Genomic DNA, 16,837 nt, shown 5'->3' with positions numbered 1-16,837 from the left:
TGAACTTATGATCACTTATTTACCTGTGTAAATCAGTTCAATCTGTTTGATCGGTGTTTCACCAAAATTTTATTCTTCCCATACTCCTAATCCTTGCCTTACTACTGTCCATTCATCAGTAGTGCAATCTACAACTGTAGAAGGAATCATTCCTCCAATGCCTCCATCAATTACAAAGTCTACCAGGTGCTCAAATTTTTGATATATGATCTCGGGATCGGTATATTCCTCAACCATTTCGCCGGGCAATGAAGCGCTCAATATGGGGTTATTCAATTCTTGTAAGATATGATGACAAATAACGTTATCAGGCACACGAAGCCCGACAGTGCTTTTTTTACTTTGCAAAATCTTAGGAACTTGTTTGCTGGCAGGCAAAATAAATGTGTACGGACCTGGCAAATGATTTTTAAGCATTCTGTACAAAGGCGTATCAATGCTTTTGGTATAATCACTTAAATGGCTCAGATCATTGCATATAAAAGACAACTGTGCCTTTTGCGGATCAATATTTTTTATCTTACAAATTCGTTCTATTGCTTTTTGCTTACCAATATCGCAGCCTAATCCATAAATAGTATCAGTAGGATAAACAATCACCCCTCCGTCTTTCAGGCATTCAACCACTTGTTTGATCAATCTTGGTTGCGGATTTTCCGGATGTATTTGTATCAGCATAATAGAGTTACTACGTTTAACGCTTAAGTCATTTAAAGTTAAATAAGTTGGGTAATCCTGCTCAATTATTGAACCATCAATCATTAAACCCATAAATGACCTTATAAAAACCTGCTGCAACTTACCTAAAACACCCTATAATCCGTTACTTTTGCATCGATTTTAGCATAAATTATTAAAAAACAGATATAATATGTCAGTAATAACTGTAGGAACCATGGCTTTTGATGCCATTGAAACCCCTTTCGGAAAAGTAGATAAAATTGTAGGTGGCTCAGCTACTTATGTAGCCTATGCGGCAGGAAATTTCACTACTCCCATTCAGCAAATCTCTATTGTAGGAAATGATTTCCCACAAGAAGAAATGGATGAACTAAAACGCCGTGGTGTACAATTAGAAGGTGTGGAAATTGTTCCTGATAAAAAGTCTTTCTTCTGGAGCGGTAAATATCATATCGATATGAACAGTAGAGATACGTTGGTAACAGACCTGAATGTATTGGCAGATTTTAACCCTGTCGTTCCTGATAGTTATCAAGGCGCTGAATTTTTAATGTTGGGTAATCTTGATCCTAAAATTCAGTTAAGTGTGATCAATCAATTAAAAACACGCCCTAAATTGATTGTATTAGATACGATGAATTTCTGGATGGATATTGCTTTAGATGCATTGAAAGAAGTACTAAAAAAGATAGATGTATTACTGGTGAATGACGGTGAAGCAAGACAATTAAGCGGCGAAGTTTCATTGGTAAAAGCTGCTAAAGCGATCATGAAGATGGGGCCTAAATTTTTGATCATCAAAAAAGGAGAACACGGTGCATTATTATTTCATGAGAACCATGTTTTCTTCGCTCCTGCATTACCATTAGAAGAAGTATTTGATCCAACTGGTGCTGGTGATACCTTTGCTGGTGGCTTTATCGGTTACCTGGCTAAAACACAGGATATCAGTTTCGAAAATATGAAAACTGCTATCATCGTTGGTAGTGCTTTAGCAAGTTTCTGTGTAGAAAAATTTGGACCAAACAGATTAAAAGAAATTACCAAAGAAGATATTGATTCAAGACTAGCAGAGTTTGTACAATTGGTAAATTTTGACATAGACTTAGTATAAATAACCTTTTTGTTATATTATTTCATAACCGATAGTTATTACAGACTATCGGTTTTTTATTTACTTTTAAGTTTCTCAATCAACAAAAAAAATGCACCTAATCGCCTCTACCATTATAGGTTTTTTTATATCTCCTATCAACTGGATAATCCTGTTAACCATTTTGTCATTTTATTTAAAATCTGTCAAAGTAAAAAAGATTTGCCGGCTTACAGCTTTGGGATTGTTTTTGGTATTCAGTAATATCTGGTTACTTACTGCATATGCAAAATTTTGGCAGCCGGCCCCCAGAGATGTTAGTAAAGACAGTAGTTACAGTTGTGGTATCCTCTTAGGGGGCTTTGCAAGTCCGGATGAAAATGAGAAAGGCTACTTCAATGGGTCTTCCGATAGGTTTATTCAAACTGTAAAACTGTATAAGCTTGGGAAGATCAAACATATCTTTATCAACGGTGGTAATGGAAAAATTAATGTCAAAAATTTCAATGAAGGCGAATGGGTAAAAGGAGAGCTGAATGCAATGGGAATTCCAGACACCGCAATTTTATATGAAGACAAATCAGCTAATACAACAGAGAATGCCATCAACTCAAAAAAAATATTAGACTCTGCAAAACTGGCTCCCCCGTATTTATTGATAACCTCAGCCTTTCATGTACCAAGAGCTTCTTTATTGTTTAATAAAGCAGGTGTAAATACTGTGGCCTTTCCCTGCAGTTATGGAGCAGGTAGAGAAAATTACAGGGCATCAGGCATACTGCCTCAACCGGAAGTATTGATTAGGTGGGACTTTTACATTAAAGAAACCGTAGGTTATTTAATTTACAAAATAAAGGGATGATTTCGGCTTTGTTAAAACTGTAAATGATGCAAATTTTATAACACATTATATAACACTTATTCCGGAAAACTGTTACATCTTTGTGTTGTAATAAATAGCAACAGTTGAGATAAATAGCAGACTCAACAACGCTCTTTTAAGAACAGATAATAAAAACAACCAACTGATATCGCTATATATTATTCCTGCAATATCATCCAATATGATAATTTCATTATCCAAGAAATCGTTATGCAAAAGTGTAACGATTTTTTTGTGCCCCCTTATTAAACATACTTTCGCTTCGGCACAGGCATCAAAATCTATCAGCATAGCATCAACATTAATATTACTGTATCTTACAGATGATAAATGAAATTAAAACTAACGCTTAGTCTGATATTATTTTTGCAGTTGTTGCTGATCAAGGTATCAGCGCAGCAAACTTCAACAATCGATAATGTTGAACCCTGCATTACTACGGATCAATACGAACTGATTGAAAAGCGTTGTAATGATAATGCTGCATTATTTATTCCCACTACATTATATCGTCCATCAGCCATAGTGCTACTACAATGGCCACTGCAAGCTGCTGTTGGCTTTACCGATTGCAGCTATTATTTTATTGCCGCTCATGTTGATCATGATAATACCTCTGCCTTTAAAGATTACAACTGCGGCAACATTACTTATAATGGACATAGAGGGACCGATATAGCCATCAGCCCTTTCCCCTTTTTCAAAATGGATAATAATCAGATAGAAGTAATTGCTGCAGCGACGGGAACCATCATAGATAAACACGATGGAGAATACGATAGAAATTGTGTTGGAGCCGGTAGTAATTTGGTTGCCAATTATATTATTCTTCAACATGCAGATGGCTCACGTACATTATACTGGCACATGAAATCAGGAAAATTTACTGCCAAAGCGATCGGACAAAGCGTTGCTGCAGGAGAGTATTTAGGTATTGTAGGTAGTTCGGGCAGTTCGTCCGGACCGCATCTTCACTTTGAGGTTTGGTCGGGGAGCACCAATACTACTTATATAGATCCTTTTTCCGGCACATGCAATACCGTTAGTCTTACCAGCAAATGGCTCACACAAAAACCTTACACAGAACCGGCTGTTATAAAAGCCTCTGTACATACCACCGATTATATTGCCCCAACTTGTGGAATCACTGAAACGTTGAACGAAAGTAAAATATTTGTAACCCCTTTTCAGGGAACAGGACTATCGGCAGGCTTTGCAAAATTTTATGTATTCTTAAGAAATCAAACTAACGGTACTTCGGCCACGATGAGCATCCTTAATCCCGATGCAAGTACATATTTAACCTGGACGCAAAATTTTACCAGTACCAATAATTACAGTTATGTTCAGTATTCTAAAAAACTACCCACTACCTCCGGCGTATATACGTTTCAGGCAACTTATGGTGGCACCACCTGCTCACAAAGTTTTGAAATAAGATCTTGTGCTGACAATTATAATGCCTGGAGTGGCACCACCAATACAGACTGGGCTACTGCAAACAATTGGAGTTGCGGAACAGTGCCCACTAATACCACCAATGTGGTGATCTACTCGGGTGTACCCAACTATCCCATCATTAATTCATCGGCTGATTGCAGAAGCTTAACGGTATTTCCTTCTGCTACTGTACAGGTAAATACAGGTTTCGGACTAAAAGTTGCCCATTAATTAGATTTTTTACCCCAATTTTTAGCCATTTTCTCCTAAAAGGAAGATAATTCCCACCATTCATCCCAAATAATTACCATTCTTACAATCAGTAAAAAAAATTTTTTATTTTTTTACTTTTTCTAATTCATTCATTTTCAATCATTTTATATCTAAATCGGTATAAATTAATGAATATTACTACAACATAACTTACTACTTTGTTTTGCATAGTACTAAAATGTTTCTATCTTTGTGTTATCAAAGTAATCAAACTATTCAAAACAACTAAAACTTAAGAAAATGAACACTCAAACAATCAGCTTATTAAAAGCTACAAAAAATGCAAACACCAACAGTGTAAATGTAGAAAACCACACAACAGTTAATAACCAAAAAAAGACTTTTATTGCCGCTGAACTTTGGAACATCCAACGTCATGGCAGAACATTATTAGGAAGAAGAAGATGTGCATAGGAGGTATGAACCTGTGGTGTAAAATGGGCTATCGTCCACATACCACAGTCAACAGCGGCACCAGCTGTCACTCCTACTCCTCGGCCTCCTTCGTCGGCCTGTGGGGTATTCGTTCCATCCGGCATCCATTGGGCTATAGAATAACTATCAAGCAAATAGCCCGACAGTACCTATAGATGCCGTATAAATGTATTATTTAAAGGGAAAAGAAGCGTTTGCAAATCCCTGAGACAGGTCTTCTAAAACTTTAATTTCTTCTTGTGTGATATTGATCTCCTGGTAGGCAATGTTCTCATCAAAATCACTACCATAGCAACTCATAGAGTTGATGTGCTGGTTGTTGTTTGTGTAGGTATTCATTGTTATTGGATCTTTAGAAAATAATAACGCAAAAATTGGCGGCGATATTGTTTTGAGCGCTTTCATTTGTTTACAATCGTTACCCAAAGGTAAGATTGTTAGAGGATGAGGGGATTTAAAGGAATGTTATAATTGTACTTTATATAGACTTTTGGTCTTGAAAAAGAAAGATCTACCCTATAATCACTACCTGGTTGCCAATTCCACATTTAACTTACCCAACAAAGCATCTAAATTCTTCATTAAATACAATTTAGACAAGCCCCAGTTTTGCTCTGATCTTTCAGATGACTGCATTAAAATAACAAAGGGACTTTCAATGGCTGAGGTTACCGGTATACCACCGTTGATACAAAGATTGGAAATACTGAAACTGACATTATTGTCGGTTATTTTCATTGTCCAGATAAAATTATAATCGGTAAAATCAAAACCTGTGGTGCTGTCTTGCTTTTGCGGCACTTTATAACTTGAATAAAAAAATGCTTTTCCGGTAAGTATACCTGCTGCTTTATTATTCACTTTAATTACATCGTAACTATTATAAAATGAACGGGTAAACCACAACAGCGCTTTGTCAAACAAATCATTTTTATTTAACGAACTTTCATTGAATGGTCTGGTGTATGTCACCAACGTATCTTGTGCAAAGGTGCACTGTATGGTAAATAAAAAAATTGCTATTAGTATAAATGTTTTCATGATGATGTAAAGGTGGTTCGTTTAAGGAGAATAATTGTTATGCAATTCACTAAAATAATTGCATCATTCACACATTAGTTGACCAGTCTTATACAGACGGTTGCTATTCCTTTAACAACAATGGGTTCAGGCGTATAGTGCCCAAACCCATTATTGTATTTGTTCCCGTTAATGAACCAATATATCGATGGTGATATTTCTATCGTTGTTTATTTATTTTAACAATACGACTTCCGTTTTCATCCAGATACTTTACAAAATATACACCTGTTGTCATACTGGTCATATTTATTTCCACTCGGTTATCCTTTACCATTATTGTCTTAATTTTTCTTCCCGAAATATCAGTCATATTGATCACAGCATTTTTACCGATCGTTCCTTTAATGATCATTGTTAATGTATTGATCACCGGATTAGGATAAGCCACTACACTAAACTCAAGCGGTGCTTTCAGGATGGCCGTAACAATAGGCGAATAAGAATATTTACCTGACGCTTCTGTTAATTTCAGGCGATAATAGTTTATGCCGGTTAACGGATGTTCATCCCAAAAACTGTATGAGCTCGTTTGTGTTTCTGCCATCAGTCGATCTATTTGCACAAAGTTTTTTCCATCACTGCTTCTTTCTATTTCAAATACATCTCCTTTGTCGGCTGTTTCAGTGGCCCACTCTATCTGGTTACGAAAATTTGTATTAACAGCTTTTATACCAGCCAATTTAATTACTAACGGAGTCAACCCCGTGGTAATAAAATTACTATCCAAAATAATGTTCCCTCCAGATGACAATGCTCTTCCAAAAAGAGATGCACCTCCCGACAAATAAATATCGGTTCCAGCCAACACCGTTCCCATAAAAACTGAACTATCGCCTAAACTGAAAGAGCCCGACATTTGCCAGGATACATTCTCTAAAGAAGCCTCGTTAATAAGGATAATATTTGTGTATTTAGCAGTTGAAAAATTACCGCTGATCTTGAAAATAAATTTTGCATTTGGGTTATTCCCTGCATTTAAGATTAGATCTCCATCTAATTGAGCAGATGTTCCAACGCAATAAACACCTGGGGTAAGGATGGTATTGCTTCCAATAACGGCACCTATTGCATTGGTGCAGTTTGTCATGGTAAAATAATTGTTTGCGAATGCGATATCTGCTGCAGCTAATGCTGTTGTGGCATCTGCATTATGTGTTTGTCCTAACACTATCCCCGGAGGAAATCCGCTAATAGTGCCGGCATCTGTACCCATATTACCGGTCACAATTGTTGTTCCGGTATTCACAATATTTCCGGAAGCTGTCATCAATGCAAAACTATGTGCTGTGCCAAGCGGATTTGCTTGTGCGAAATTTATTTTGGGTGAAAAGGATAATACAATACAAGCAACTATAGTAAGTAAATTATTTTTCATGTTTTCGGTTTTAGCGTAACGGAATTATTACAACACAAAGGTTGCTTACTTGGCAATGATAAGTGTTACATAAGAATGAGAATATCTTATATCATTCACACATTACCTTATAGAACATTCGGATAGCTAAAAAGGAAAAGGCCGTTGAGAACAACAGCCTTTTCACAAATTAAAAAAACAAACCTAACCTAACCTTACATCTGTTCAAGTAACAGAACTCTTAATGATAGTCACTTTTTGCTCAATAACTATTTAAACTTCTAACTGCCTGCTATAAGGTTTGCCAGCTCTTCTTTTGTTTTGCCCAATTTTATCTGAAGTTTTCCCAGCATCTCATCTTTCTTTCCTTCTTCAAACATCAGATCATTGTCTGTAAGCTCAGCAAATTTTTGTTTAAGCTTACCCTTCTGCTCATTCCAGGTGCCTTTTATTTCTGTAGTATTCATTTTGTTTAGTTTTTAAGGGTGATGATTAACAATATAAAGTTGTGTGCTTTTTTGATAGGAACTGTTACATAGTTCCTGAAAATAATTGCATTTTTCACACTTTTCATTTCTTCAAAGAATTGAGTATTATCATCTATTAATTGATGATTATCTCAAATACAATTCAAGTTCAACTCTTCTGTTTTGTGCTCTCAACGTAGCGTTGGCATTAGAAGTTACTGGTCTTGTTTTACCATAGATAGAAGTTGTTATTCTGCTATCAGCCACACCCTTACCCAATAGATATGATTTCACTGCATCCACCCTGCTTTGAGAAAGTACATCCGGGGTTTTTTCATAAGAATCTGTATGACCTCCTATTCTCAAACTGTAATCAGGATACTCTTTCAAAATAGCTACCACTTCATCTAACATTGCATAAGATGATGCTTTTACAGATCCGCTTTTTGAATCAAAGTTTACTTTACGTATGGCAAAATTCATGCGTTTAACAACTTTTGCAGGACAACCATTATTAGATGCATCTCCTTTTACTGTAGGACATTTATCAAAAACATTCAACACACCATCGCCATCTGTATCTGCCGGGCAACCCGTTTCATCTACTTTTACTCCGGCAATCGTGTACGGACATTTATCATTAATATCTAATACTCCATCCATATCTGAATCAGCAGGACAACCTTTAAAATCTACTGTAACACCCGATTTGGTATCAGGGCATTTATCTTTGGTATCTTCTACACCATCGCCGTCTGTATCAGGACATCCCTGAAATCTGTCTAACCCTTTTGCATTGGGACATTTGTCCTTTTTATCTTCAATACCATCGCCATCACTATCCGGACAACCCATGAATCTTCCAATACCAGGCACATCAGGACATGCATCTTCAGAATCACTTACCCCATCTGCATCTTTATCCTGGCAACCATTTAATTCAGCTAAGCCGGGCAAGTCCGGACATTTATCCAAATAATCCGGCACTCCATCTTTATCAAGATCTAACGGGCAACCATACCCGTCAACAGTAACACCCGGAGGTGTGGTAAGACATTTGTCTCTTTTATTTTTCACGCCATCACCATCGCCATCTTTTTTCATAGAATATTTAGAAGGAGGCGTTGCCTGAGCCTGTGCGTATACAGGTAAAAAAATATTTGCTAAAAGCATTATTGCAAAAAGCTGAATTATTTGTAAATGTTTCATTGTATTTTAATTTATTGAATTACTGATATTGTTAATGGATATGATTATGTGTGTAGATTATTTAAAGAAGACAGAACACCAAAGGCTTTAAGTAACCATATAACAACAACGATCACCACTACAATATTGAGAATGTTTTTAATTTTTCGATCCATCGGCAAATAAGTATTTACCAACCAAAGAAGGACCCCGACAACAATCAAGACGATCAAAATAGTAAGAATAGGCATAAAAAATAGTTTAAGTGTGAAACTCAAAGATGGTCTATTTTACTGCCGATAGTGTTACACAATAGTTGAAATGATTTACATTATTCACACATTATGAGTAAGAAAACTAAAAAGGATAACCGATGGCTATATTCAATATTAAATTGCTTCTTCTCCAGTATTTATCACCAAATGAAATCTGATCAAATACCCAACGTTTGCCATCTGGCAAAAAAGGTTTCCGCAGTGGAACACCCAGGTCTAATCTTATTAAAAGCACATTGGCATCAAATCGAATACCTATGCCGGACGCCACAGCCAGTTCTTTATAAAAATCTTTTGTCAGCTGTGCCTTCGGGCCAAACAGCAGCGTATCTTTTGTCCATACATTTCCTATGTCGGCAAAAACTGCACCGGCAAAACTTCCAAATAAAGGAAAACGTATCTCACTATTCAATAACAATTTGTAATCACCGCCAATGGTTTGAAAAAAATGTATGTCATTTTTATCAGGCAAATAGGTACCGGGGCCTAATGTACGTGCAGGAAAGCCTCTGATAGAACTAGCTCCGCCAATAGTATATTGTTTAGAAAAAGGAAGTATTGCAGAATTATCATACGGTACACCAATTCCAATTTGAAAATGATTTACCCAATTTAGTTTCTCTTTTATGATTCTTTTATAAACAACCTCCGCATCTACCTTTACATATTGAGCAAAAGGTGTATTAAATATCTTTTTATCTCTTGCCTTTTTTGCACCCGTTATTAACCCGGTAATATTTCCGGAAAGATCTGCCCCTCCGGTAAAATAAAACTGATTTTTATCAGTTGGGTTCATTGTATTGTATGTAAAAGAATAGAGTGTACTAAGAATTACTTCTGAATATACACTTGATAAAATAGATGGGTTCTGTGCAGCAGCAGCACGAAAAGCATCCGTTACATGTATAGCATTCAAATAAGTGATCGCAATAGGTGATAAGGTATGTTCCTTATTGCTGCTTTGTTTCCAGGCAAATTCGTATTTGAGACGAAATATATTTTGCGTATAAAAACTTTGTTTAATAAATAATTCATACCCCAATGAAAAACTGGTACGTGGAGGATATAAATTACTTTCTTTCAAAGTAAAGAAGGGAAGTGCAAATCTCGGATAAGCGATCGACGCCTGTGCCCCTAACCGATAATTGCCACTGTTTTTTAAAGAGTCGGCCCTTGACACTTCAAAGCTACCATATACTTTTATGGCCAATTGCTCTGCTCCGTGAAAGGCATTTTTGTTCTTCCAATTCAAACTCGCCAGCGATCCGTAATATTTATTCTCTTTTGAAAACCCATCTATCTCCACCTGCAGAGATTTACTTTTTGCCGGAGTGAGGTAGTAATAGGCATTTAACAAATGCAGGCTACCTGTATCCTTTACAAGTTCAAACCGATTTTTTACAAATTTAAAAGCGCCCAAACTTATTAAACGATTCAACGAAGTGTTTTGATCTTTTCTGCTATAGGTATCCCCGGGTCTGTAAGTGATCATCCTTTTAAATAACAAAGGCTTAAACTTATGAACCGTATCTCGTATCAATAATCGATCATAATTAACCGTGCCGATCTTACTGGTATCGGGCGGAGGAAGTATTAACGTATAGTTTGGAAAGATCGTAATACGATTGATAGCAAAAGCATGTTTGGCAAGGGCAGGTGTTGTTTTTTTTACGTTCAAAAACAGATCCACTTCATGATTACCAATAGTACTATCAGCATAGGCCATGAGATAATCCGGATTAAAAAAATAATAGCCCTTTGTTTTTATCTCCAGATCTAACCTACTTCTTTCAGCTTCAATATCTTTCAGACTATAATATTTGCCGGGTTTTAAAACTGTATTTTTATTCGCTGTTTCTAATGTTCTTAATAATTCTGAGCTATCACTCACCCATACTATACTCTTTATTTTATATTGCGGCATTACATAAGCTGTATAAACAGCTCTTGTAAAATAACTTTTATTCACTGTATCTCCTTGTACTGTGCTATGAAAATAACCCAGGTTTTCTAAAGCTGCTGTCATATTTTCTGCGGTAACAGTTGCATTAACCCTGCTGCTTAGCACCGGCGCTTCTCCTAATTTTTTTCTAAGCCATGCTTTTAATCCCTTTTCTCTTTTTGGCCTGCCGATAAAATACCACCACCATACTTTATAAGGCTGGCCAAGAATAAATTTATTGGCTGTGGGTCTTACTGCAGGCTTTAATTTTTTTCTGAGTGAAGCAATAGAGTTTTTTACCCCTTCATCCTTTTTGACGTGTATCGTTGCGCCTCTATACAATTGTTCATCTTTGGGCAAATGCCTCCTTACGCTGCAACTACTTGCAGTAAACAGTATCAGCAAAAAATATAAAATATACTTACTCATCTAATTGGCGGACTTTTTTTTGTTCGTTTCTTTTTTTTATGAAACAGTTCTTTGAATTTGTCATATTCAAGAGTGATAACAAATGCTACTCCCGTTTCAACCACATACCCATCTACTGTTACTTCATATTGTTCTTTCTTGTATGCCTTTAGCATGTATTTCCCATCTCTGGACAATTTATAATTCAATGTCAGGTCAGGAAATGAGCTGGTATTTTGCTGTACGGTTTTTGCCCCTTCTCCTTTTCCTTCTATACCAAAATTCTTACCTGCAGTAACAGTCAACCTGTTATTCAAAAAGTTTTTGCTTACTGCCACATTCAAGTCTGTTTTTTGTTGTGCAGTGCCATTACTAAAATCCTGGTAACTATTTAAATTAAGATCAATATCTATTCCTTTAAAAAGATCTGCGGCTATTTGATTAAGGGCAGAAGATAAAAATTTGCTTACGCTTTGTCTTGCCACATCATCGATTGTTGCTCCATTGCCCTTAAAAAAATCTGAGCTTTGTTCTCCTACAAAGCGGCCAAGCAATAGCAACGAAAAAACTTCTTTATTTGTTGCAGCCGCATCTCCACGCATTTGAGTCAGCTTGTTTTCGATAGTGGTTCGCAAAGCATTACTGATCGGCACATTTAAACTTTCATCCGGCAATTGAATATCAAAACTGATGACAGGCTTTTTCATCTCTCCTTTCAAATACAGCACTACCCTAAAAGGAATTTTCTGGTTAAACATTGAAGCCAGTGATGCATCCATCTGTCCTACTTCATTTTCTAACAGATCTCCTGCTGCCGTATAAGCAATATATTCTGCCGTAATATCAACCTGTGCATCCATCGGTGAGCCTGAAAATGCTATGGTGCTTCCCTCCAGCAAGTTGAATTTTCTTTGTAAGAACTGATAGTTTAAAATATAATAACCGCTTTTCAATGCATAGTTTCCGGCCAATACAATATTACCTCCGGGATCTACACCTGCATTTAACTGGGCATCTCCTTGTACTTTTAATTCATCGCCACTTGAAGGATCTACTATAATGGTAAGTGCTGCATTTTTAGCAATTGTTATGTTCAGGTTGTAATTAAGAAATTCTGCAAAGCCTGATTTTTGTTCTGCTTGCGGACTGAACGCTATTTTTTCGGGTAAAGCAAAAGTGTCTCTGTCAATAAATCGTACCACTGATCTTGCTGCATTTTTATCCAGGTTCTGTTCCGGCAATACGATCGTTACATCGCTTTTATTAGTAAGAGAAACACTACCCTCAATATCAGGACTACTCATATTTCCTGACACTGTAACATTTGACGTGATAGCAGCAAAACCGTATATCTGATTATCGATGGCCTTGGGCGTATTGACAATTGTAAAATTTCTTGATTTTAGTGCCAGCGAAAAATCATAGTCAGTTAAAGATTGAGCAATGACCTTGCCATCTACTGTCATTGTATTACCTGTAGAATCTTTGATAGAAAAATTATTAAAATTAATATCGGGGTAATTAAGTGCTATTTTTTGTTGATCTATCGAATAGGCGGCACCGGTTTTGGCAATGGTAAATTTTGCAGAATCGAAATTTACTGCTCCATTCCATTTTGGTTCTTTAAAGCTCCCGGATAATTTAATATTTCCATTTAAACTACCTGAAGATCTTGTCAAGTTACCAATGGTAAATGCCTGCAAAGTAGGCATACTTAATCGACGAATATCCAGATCAGCATCAAATTGATCTGACTCATTATTCAAATAATAATTTCCTTTTGTGATCACATTATTTCCATTACCTGTCAATTCTAAAGTAGCTGCAACAGTATTTTCCGTTCTGTTGGTGGCAGAAAATTTTATATCACCTATCGGTTGCTGCATATACTGCAAACCATCCACCGTAAGATTGCCAGTGAATGCCGGAAGCTTTTTATCTAAGTCGCTCACATTTATTTTTCCGTTGATGATCCCACTTGCCAGCAGCGTGTCTCTGTTTGCTATTGAGGCAATATCTTTAATATCAAATTTTTCAATATTAATATCGATCGGGCTATTGATGATATTTTCCGGACTATTAGCTGAAATTTTTGAATGCCCATTTTCCAAAGAAAAATTATGAACCAATATCCCTTGTGGAGAATAACTGATCTTATTATCTGATGACACATTCCATTGCTGATAATTCAACAGCAGATCTTTTTGCAATGAAAACGTGTAGTTATCATTACTTGCAGTAATGGCTGCGCCAATTCCAAACTGGTCAATATTTTTTTTGTCTTTGGTTAGAGCAGAAATATTTAAGCTATCATTTATCAAATTCCCTTTTAGTGCAGTAGCATAAAAAGTATTTTTATTTACTCTTAACGTATCAAAAGTAGCTGCATAATCAATTTCGCTATTTAAAGAAGCAATATCAATTTTACCATTACTCACTGAATAGGTTTGATAAGAAAACCCCGGCACGAATGCATGTACTTTCAATGCGCTGTCTCCCCAATTAGAAGTATAACCGGCATCAAATACTATATCCTCGTAAGCCAATCCTGGTATCAGATCAGGCATCAATGGATGTTTTTTTATTTTGCCCTCAACGGTAATCTGTTGTGGAGGTAGTTGTTCAGGAAGAGTTGATACTATATTGTAGTGCTTATCTATATATTGTATAACAGATTGAGCAATCTGTTCATAGTCAAACTTCCCTTTCGCAAAAATATCAGCCAGGGGAGACCGAAATGCCACATCATTTTCACCATTCACAGCAACAGCTTTCGCAATGATCGAATCTAACAAATAGTGTTTATTATTAAGGAATAATTTAGAAGAGTCTATCAGTATATAGGCATTCAAATTCCTAGGGTCCAGATCTTCTGCAGTGATATGAGTTTTAAAAGAAGCATTGAGGGTGTCGTTATACAAATGCAATTGCTGCAACTGTATGGTATCTACTAAAAAAATCATATCCACATCAGATGGATACTTATTAGACAGATTGGCCGCTGCTGTAAATCTAACCTGCACATTTGAATCATTTACATTTCCGGCTGATGCTAATTTTCCTTTATTCAAATCAGCAACTACTGTAATGTTTTTGTAGTCATATTTTTTTACTTTCACCTGCCCAATCGTAAAGTCAAAATTGGAACGCATCGTTTTATAGTCGAGGCCTGTTCCTTTTGCCGAACCTGATAAAGTAATATTTCCGAGTACACTATCTTGTTTCAACAGTTTCCCCACTTCAAAATTCTGAGTAGTAAAATACATATCATAATTAGCGGCGGCAGTATTTTTAAAATTATGTACATACCCTTTCGCAGTAACTGTTCCGTAGGTTCCACTTATTACCAGGTCAGGTGTTACATTATTCATATCCCCCTTTAAGAGACCTTTGAATAAAATCGTCGATGGTAGTTGAATAGAAGAAGGAATAGTGTTTTGTGGAATGAATTTTTCAATGAAACTTTTTTCTACTTTACCCTCCTTGATGGAAATATCGTATTGAATTTTTTCAGGTTTATTAATGTTCTTAATATCAGCCTTTCCTTTTAATTTAAATAAAGTACTACTTATATCCAGATCGAAAATGCTCTTCGTCCTGTTCCCTTTTATGTGAGTATTCAAATTTATGTCGTTGGGTAGCTCGCCAACATATTCATTATAAGGAATAAATTTAAGTACGTCTTTTTTTAATAAATGAGAATTATAAACAGTTATATCGTATCCCATCTTTTCAGCATCGGCAATATTATATAAAATGGCTTTAGCATTTATTGAGCTGCCGGATAACCCTTTCAGCTGCAGATACGGGATGACCAATTGTTGTAAACTTCCTTTCACTTCAGAGTTAATATGTATAACATTATCATGAAATTTTTCTACCGGTAAATATTCTTTAACTGATGGCAGTATGGTGTACAGATCATTTATTGCAATAGTAGAATGAGATAACATCGCTGTTACCACACTGTTTTGGGTGTTAGATTGAAGTTTTGAAATATCGTCACAATAAAGCCGAAATGAATTTTGTAGTACACTCTGTGGGGTTTTAAGATAAAAGTCTGTAGCCACAATGCCTGTTTTGCCATACAGAAGTTGTCCATGAGCTGTATCAACAATCAGTCCGCTCTTTTCGACAAAAGCCAGTTGATGTATCATTGCCGCCATACTGTCTGGCGAATAAAAAATAGCTCCGGTACTTGCATGAATGTTTTTTGCCAATAAGTGTGATGGATCAAAACCTCCTTTTTGTATCGCTGATTGATTTTCATCAAATTGAAACTGATCATTAGATAACTGTAAAGACTTTAATGAAACGATCCAGTCATTGTTTTTACCTGAAACATTCACTAACTGATGCGGTATATTTACCGGAGCAATAAATTTTGCAGAAGAGCTGTCTACTATTACATCACCAAGCACTACTTTTTGCAACAGAAGATTGATATCCGTGCTACTGGTTGTAAGATGGTGTACGTCATTGCTGTAAAACATACCATCTGCTTCATCTTTAATAGACACCTGTATATTCTTTAGATCTGATTGATTAGCAGTAAGTCTGAAGTTATTATTTGATGTAGTAGAATATTGAGCAGGTTGTAAATTCTCCGGCTTGTACAACTTCATCGAAAAATCAACCCCGGACGTATTGAGGTTTTCGATCGCAAAAAACAATCGATCGGGTTGAAATGTATTAACTGTAGCATTCAGCTGTTTTACCGTTGTATTAAAATCATTCCCTGCATGTTCATCTTTAAATTTTAAATTAAAGTTCTCCAACGTAATCTCTTTTAAAATAATTTTTAAAGGAATCGAGTCTTTAGCTATCGGATTGATTGTGGTCGTGTCGCCTGAAAATGCTTTGACAAGAAACTGGAAATTATAATCAGTCTCATTTGCTCTTCGTGATATATTGGCGTTTATATTTTTTAGTTCAACTTTGTTGATATCTGTTTCACCCCAAAAAAGTTTAAGCATATTTAATTCAACAGATACTATTTCTCCCGCCAATAGCGTATCGTTGTCCTGATCTTCCAGGTATACATTTTTAAATATTATACTACGTGGTAAACTATAATCAACTGAACCAATAACAACTTTCGTTTTAATTTTATACCGGAGATAGGCTTGTATCTTTTCGTTGACAAGCTCTTTTGCATAATTGGTATGTAGAAATCCGACAAGTGCAATAAAAACAAAAAGCACAAAACTAAGTATGTACAGAAACATTTTTCTGACCCTTCTGAATATGTTTTTAGTGCTCATTTGATAATATCTGTTATATGCCGATCTACTTATACTACTCAACCGGACATA

Annotated in this window: 14 protein-coding genes; 4 read left to right on the top strand and 10 right to left on the bottom strand. The window is 36.0% G+C overall.

The annotated features are described in order from the left end of the window. Nucleotides 1-69: 69 nt before the first annotated feature. On the bottom strand, nucleotides 70-771 hold the full coding sequence (locus tag LK994_RS05345; protein WP_229761860.1) for an L-threonylcarbamoyladenylate synthase: 702 nt from the start codon (nucleotides 769-771) through the stop codon (nucleotides 70-72). A 100-nt stretch (nucleotides 772-871) separates the two neighbouring features. On the opposite strand from LK994_RS05345, the gene LK994_RS05340 reads away from it, so the two are divergent. Together LK994_RS05340 and LK994_RS05335 are read left to right on the top strand one after the other, a co-directional pair. Continuing rightward, entirely contained in the window at nucleotides 872-1,795 is a 924-nt protein-coding gene (locus LK994_RS05340) for a PfkB family carbohydrate kinase (protein WP_229761859.1), read from the top strand. A gap of 91 nt (nucleotides 1,796-1,886) precedes the next feature. Beyond that, nucleotides 1,887-2,636, top strand: coding sequence for a YdcF family protein (locus tag LK994_RS05335; RefSeq protein ID WP_229761858.1), 750 nt, complete (start codon nucleotides 1,887-1,889; stop codon nucleotides 2,634-2,636). A gap of 72 nt (nucleotides 2,637-2,708) precedes the next feature. Here LK994_RS05335 and LK994_RS05330 read toward each other — a convergent pair whose 3' ends face one another. Beyond that, entirely contained in the window at nucleotides 2,709-2,948 is a 240-nt protein-coding gene (locus tag LK994_RS05330; protein WP_229761857.1) for a hypothetical protein, read from the bottom strand. Nucleotides 2,949-2,987: 39 nt separating this feature from the next. Here LK994_RS05330 and LK994_RS05325 point away from each other — a divergent pair, with 39 nt between their 5' ends. Together LK994_RS05325 and LK994_RS05320 are read left to right on the top strand one after the other, a co-directional pair. Then, nucleotides 2,988-4,328 (top strand): M23 family metallopeptidase, encoded by a 1,341-nt coding sequence (locus LK994_RS05325; protein WP_229761856.1) that lies wholly within the window; start codon nucleotides 2,988-2,990, stop codon nucleotides 4,326-4,328. Nucleotides 4,329-4,610: 282 nt separating this feature from the next. Next, the gene (locus LK994_RS05320; RefSeq protein ID WP_229761855.1) at nucleotides 4,611-4,784 is read left to right on the top strand and encodes a hypothetical protein; all 174 of its coding nucleotides are present in this window, start codon (nucleotides 4,611-4,613) and stop codon (nucleotides 4,782-4,784) included. A gap of 192 nt (nucleotides 4,785-4,976) precedes the next feature. Here LK994_RS05320 and LK994_RS05315 read toward each other — a convergent pair whose 3' ends face one another. The 8 genes from LK994_RS05315 to LK994_RS05285 form a co-directional block, all read right to left on the bottom strand. Then, nucleotides 4,977-5,210, bottom strand: a complete 234-nt coding sequence (locus LK994_RS05315) for a hypothetical protein (RefSeq protein WP_229761854.1) — start codon at nucleotides 5,208-5,210, stop codon at nucleotides 4,977-4,979. 120 nt (nucleotides 5,211-5,330) lie between these two features. After that, the gene (locus LK994_RS05310) at nucleotides 5,331-5,846 is read right to left on the bottom strand and encodes a DUF4468 domain-containing protein (protein ID WP_229761853.1); all 516 of its coding nucleotides are present in this window, start codon (nucleotides 5,844-5,846) and stop codon (nucleotides 5,331-5,333) included. Nucleotides 5,847-6,045: 199 nt separating this feature from the next. Next, complete coding sequence (locus LK994_RS05305) at nucleotides 6,046-7,263, bottom strand: ice-binding family protein (protein WP_229761852.1); 1,218 nt, start codon at nucleotides 7,261-7,263, stop codon at nucleotides 6,046-6,048. A gap of 260 nt (nucleotides 7,264-7,523) precedes the next feature. Continuing rightward, nucleotides 7,524-7,709: a CsbD family protein gene (locus tag LK994_RS05300; RefSeq protein WP_229761851.1), complete on the bottom strand. Its 186-nt coding sequence runs from the start codon at nucleotides 7,707-7,709 to the stop codon at nucleotides 7,524-7,526. A gap of 147 nt (nucleotides 7,710-7,856) precedes the next feature. Further along, nucleotides 7,857-8,918 carry an OmpA family protein gene (locus LK994_RS05295; RefSeq protein WP_229761850.1) on the bottom strand — a complete coding sequence of 354 codons (1,062 nt, stop codon included), beginning with the start codon at nucleotides 8,916-8,918 and terminating at the stop codon, nucleotides 7,857-7,859. Between the two features lie 44 nt (nucleotides 8,919-8,962). Then, nucleotides 8,963-9,148, bottom strand: coding sequence for a Thivi_2564 family membrane protein (locus LK994_RS14595; protein ID WP_394799437.1), 186 nt, complete (start codon nucleotides 9,146-9,148; stop codon nucleotides 8,963-8,965). 106 nt (nucleotides 9,149-9,254) lie between these two features. After that, nucleotides 9,255-11,543 (bottom strand): translocation and assembly module lipoprotein TamL, encoded by a 2,289-nt coding sequence (gene tamL / locus LK994_RS05290; RefSeq protein ID WP_229761849.1) that lies wholly within the window; start codon nucleotides 11,541-11,543, stop codon nucleotides 9,255-9,257. Next, entirely contained in the window at nucleotides 11,540-16,786 is a 5,247-nt protein-coding gene (locus LK994_RS05285) for a translocation/assembly module TamB domain-containing protein (protein WP_229761848.1), read from the bottom strand. Before LK994_RS05285 ends, tamL begins: the two co-directional genes overlap by 4 nt. Between the last annotated feature and the right edge of the window lie 51 nt (nucleotides 16,787-16,837).

It is taken from the genome of Ferruginibacter lapsinanis, from assembly GCF_020783315.1.
Lineage (GTDB): Bacteria > Bacteroidota > Bacteroidia > Chitinophagales > Chitinophagaceae > Ferruginibacter > Ferruginibacter lapsinanis.
This window is presented reverse-complemented; position numbering and strand designations above follow the sequence as displayed.